Source organism: Sphingobium sp. WR1, assembly GCF_059693745.1.
In genome coordinates this window covers 1-4,146 of record NZ_JCATID010000064.1, presented here as the reverse complement: position 1 = coordinate 4,146, position 4,146 = coordinate 1, and the positions used below count along the sequence as shown (strand labels likewise).

The 4,146-nt window shown below is 60.8% G+C and carries 5 protein-coding genes; all 5 read left to right on the top strand.

Annotated features, from left to right (window positions below):
* The first annotated feature begins 100 nt into the window (after positions 1-100).
* The 5 genes from AC58EF_RS28195 (at position 101) to AC58EF_RS28175 (ending at position 4,114) form a co-directional block, all read left to right on the top strand.
* Positions 101-715: a hypothetical protein gene (locus AC58EF_RS28195; RefSeq protein WP_058818290.1), complete on the top strand. Its 615-nt coding sequence runs from the start codon at positions 101-103 to the stop codon at positions 713-715.
* A gap of 60 nt (positions 716-775) precedes the next feature.
* On the top strand, positions 776-1,405 hold the full coding sequence (locus AC58EF_RS28190; RefSeq protein WP_007015738.1) for a hypothetical protein: 630 nt from the start codon (positions 776-778) through the stop codon (positions 1,403-1,405).
* A 154-nt stretch (positions 1,406-1,559) separates the two neighbouring features.
* A complete protein-coding gene (locus AC58EF_RS28185; protein ID WP_039330979.1) occupies positions 1,560-2,057 on the top strand; it encodes a hypothetical protein in 498 nt (165 codons plus the stop codon).
* A 177-nt stretch (positions 2,058-2,234) separates the two neighbouring features.
* Positions 2,235-3,500 carry a DUF3422 family protein gene (locus tag AC58EF_RS28180; RefSeq protein ID WP_007015740.1) on the top strand — a complete coding sequence of 422 codons (1,266 nt, stop codon included), beginning with the start codon at positions 2,235-2,237 and terminating at the stop codon, positions 3,498-3,500.
* A 155-nt stretch (positions 3,501-3,655) separates the two neighbouring features.
* Entirely contained in the window at positions 3,656-4,114 is a 459-nt protein-coding gene (locus AC58EF_RS28175) for a response regulator (RefSeq protein WP_497279672.1), read from the top strand.
* The last annotated feature ends 32 nt before the right edge of the window (positions 4,115-4,146 follow it).

Sequence of the window (4,146 nt, the reverse complement as noted above, 5' to 3'; positions counted from 1 at the left end):
TGATGCCCTTGCACGCCGTTCCGGTATTGTTCGTCCTTAGCGTTGCTTGGCGTACCTCCCACGCTATGCCCTCTTCAAGGAGCGCGGCAATACCGACGCCATGATTGTCACGCGCCGTAGCCAGCAGGTCTTCTCAGAAAGTTGCGAGGCTCACGGTGGCACCATCGTCCCGGCCGATGACCTGCGGACCGGGATGTTCCGCAACCGCGTCATTGCCCACCTGACCCGACCCACCGGGTATCGTCATCAATGGCGCGGTGAAGTGGCGATCTGCGACGGCAGCGGAGGCGAGCCGCTGGTGGGGTTCGTGTCTCTCCTGATGGATAATTCGGAGATTTCACGGTCCGGCGATATCGGGAGCCAGGTGATGGGGCGTTTGTTCGGCGGCCTGTCCAACACCACGGCGATTTACCTGTTTCACCCGGATCGACTGCCGACCGTTGCCGATGCCGCTGCGGTCGTCGACGAGGAAGAGCGCCGGATTGCCGCGGTCGAAGAGCGGTTCGAGGCAGCGAGCGAGCGGATCGCGGAGTTCCAGCGGAACCTGGCGATCGGCGACGAAAGCAACTGCGGCACGGTGATCGAGGTTCGCGGCCCCATGGCAGAGATTGCGGTGCCGACCAACCGGCGTGCGCCCAATGGGGAAAGCACCTTCTGGTCGCGGATCGAGCGCCTCGCGCCGCCCGGCTACGCGATCTGCACTTTCGGCCTCTGACGCCCACAGACCCACAATTACACATCCCCACAAGTCCACATTCACGAGGAGGATCAACAAATGCGCATAATCTCAGTCCAGAGCATTGCCGGCGGCACCGGTGTTACCAGCGTTGCCACCGAAATCATCGCCGACAAGCTGCGTGCAAAGGAGGCAATTCTGGCCATCGATCTGGGCAACACCCAAATGCTCGGCCGCAAGAATCTCGGTCGTGGTTTCGAGACGCTGGGTGACGCATCGCTGATCTTCGGCGCATGGCCCGCTGGAGTATGGCTACGGCAGGAAGCCCTTCCGCGACTCTGCCTGTTGGACCTGCGGGAACAGCGGCACCCCTATGATGCATGCGAAGAAGAGGTGCTGCTGGCGCTCACCTGCTATGACAGCGTCGGCGATATTCTCGACAGGTTGCGCGACCAGATGGCCAGTTTCGCCACCCGCTTCGACAGCTGCGTGGTGGACCTGTCCCAGGCGCCCGACCTGCTCAGGCGCCTGTTCATCGCCGTCAGCGACGAGGTGCATTTCTGCGAACGCCTGATGTCAGAATCGCAGACCTGGGAGGCCTTCCGCGAGAAATTCCTCGATGGCGAGGAGTACAAGCCCGACCAGATCTGGATCAAGCACCCCGATCGCGGCGAATGGCGGCCGCAGGTGATCGAGGACTGCCCGGGAATGCGGCTTGTCGATGCCTGATCCTTCATCGGCGTGCGCTGCGGCGGGAGGTCGAGCAAACGGTGTCCACCAAAGGGCCGCCCTCCCCTCGCTTCGGACTGCATCGAAGACCCCTTCGATCGCTCATTGACCTTGGTCCGGCACATACGCAGTCGGAGTGTCGAAGGAGAAAGCGATGCGTACCTCATTCGATCTTGGCAAATTCGATCCCGAGGTCACCTTGATGGATGCCGCCGTCGAAGAGGAGATCTTGCCGACCATGCGAATGGTGGCAAATGCCAGCCTGGGCGTCGAGCCCTTCGACGCCTACTACGCGGCGCAGGAACTGCTCGAGGTGCTGGAGGCGGTCCAGAGAAAGACACCCGGGGCAAAGGTAAGGCTGGCAGGCATTCTTTCGGCGGACTGCGACGATTACCAGCGTTGCCTCTATTACTGCCTCGCTGGGCGAGGAGCTGGCGTTATGCTCCTGTCCCTGTCGTGGCTGGTCCGCATTCTCCGCGGAAGGGCGGGTGCAATGGGCGAAGTCCTGCGAACGAAGGCAGAGGTGGAGCCGCCCTGCCCTCCTTATGTCGCCTCCCAACCTGATGGCCCGGTACCGTCGGCAAGCGAAGATTTCCACCTCGGTCCATCCTGGACCAGGGACCCGTTGACATATGGGCCGATCAAAGATTGAAGCGGCAACTTTGTTGGACGGTCCGGAACGGCAGGTTTTGGGGAGTGAACGAGGGATAGCTGCCCATTGTTGCGGCCATGTCCGATGGCAGCTAGCCGAGATCGATTTTACCGGCATTGCGGCTTCGCGCTTGTTTGAATAGGTCTGGCCCGGAATCCACTGGCGGGGAATGAGGCTATGCGAGAACATGAGTTGCGGCGGCAAGTTGTCAGCGAAATGCATTTGCGTCGCTGGCCGCTGTTGCAACTGCCGGTCGCAGTGTTCCAGTGGGTGCTTGAGGTTGGGCCTGGCGAGCGTGAGGCGGAGCGCTCAGTCTTGTCCGCTCTGTGCGGAAGCCAATCGGATGAAGAGAATCCGCGCCACCTGTCAGGTGCACTCTTTGGCGACGTCTCCTTTACATGGGAGCGACAGAGCGAAGGTTCGACGCTGACAGTGTTTTGTCCGGAACGCGCCATCGAAGTTTTGCTCGACCCCGGACTGGACTCTTCGGTGGGCGAGGCCATTGACTGGGCGGAAACCCTGCCGGGCGCAATCATTCGCGCGACATCGATCTGGGTTGGTGGCGACGAAGCCGAAGTCGAGAGGGCATTGCCGGCGGTTGATTTCAATCGCAGCGAGCTTGTGTCATGCGGCCTCTCCGGGGGAGTGCGTATCTGGTCGGATTTTCGCATTCACCCCGATGGCCGGGGGCGCCTTGTGGTGTCAGCCGGGGAAGTCGACCGGAGTGATCTCACCCGGCAACTGCAGCAATTGCAGGAGCTTGGGAATTACCGCAACAAGGCGCTCTTGGGGCTGCCGGTGGCACAAGAGGCCTGGCCAAGGCTGGACGCGGCCGAACGCGAATTGGCCGCACTTGCCAAGGCCGTAACGTCCTCGGTGGCCTCTGACGATGATTTGCTGGCGCAATTGTCTGACCTCAGCCTGGAACTTTCGACCATTGCCACGTCAATCGGCTATCGCATGAACGCTACCGCAGCCTATTCGCGTCTGGTGGAAGAGAGGCTCGCACAACTTGCTCCGGAACCGATCCGTGGGTTCGCTTCGCTCGTCGACTTCACTGAACGCCGCTTCCTGCCAGCAGCGCGCACCTGCGCCGCCTTGACTGAGCGCGAACGCCAGCTGACACGGCGTGCGCGCCAAATCTCCGAACTGCTGCGCGCCCGCATCGAGACGCGAATCGAGAACCAGAACGCGAAGCTGCTTCGATCGATGGAGCGCAGCACGACGATGCAAGTGCGCTTGCAGCAGATCGTCGAGGGCCTCTCAGTAGTGGCCGTGAGTTATTATGCCATCGGCCTGCTAGGGTATGCCATAAAGGGTGCGTCCCATCACTTTGACTGGGTTGATCCGGAAGTTGCGATCGCTTTGCTGGTGCTGCCGGTCCTGGGATCCGTGTGGTTTGCGCTCCATTCGCTCAAGAAGCGGGTTCTGGGCGGCCATTAACTGCATCCACGCGGAAATTGCGCAAGCGACAGCGCCTGTTACCAGCCTCCAAGCACATTTCATTGTTAAGTTAGCAGGCGAAATGCAAACTTTCCTTGCACATCGGTCGCGACTGGCAGTAGCAGTTGCGGTCCGCTGCATGTTGGGAGGTGCATTTGGCCGGGGAATTGACGATCCTTGTTGTTTCGCGCGACGATGCGCTGATCAGCGCGGCGCGAGCTGGGCTGAAGGAGCGAGCAGATTACCGGCTGGTCATAGCTGAGGACGGCAAGGCCGCGCAGGAGCGGCTCAACGACATCGAAGTACACCTCTTGCTTTGCGATCTCGACACGGTGGACGATGCCCAGGACAACATACTGACACGCGCGCGCGTGTCACATCCGGGGGTTTGTCGAATTGCGGTCTCTTCGCAGAATCGCGACGAAGCTGACAGCGAGGCAGTCCGTCGCTCTGCCGCCTATCTCTATCTGTTCAAGCCGCTAACACCTCATCAGATTGCGCTCATGGTAAAGCGCAGCCTGGAAATGAACGAACTTTCGCGACGCCATCGCCTTCTTTCGCGTGAACTGAAGATTGTCAACGGCGGAGCAAAAGTCGGCCATTCGGCGGCGTAAAACCAGGCCATCGTGTTACATGCCGGGGGGAG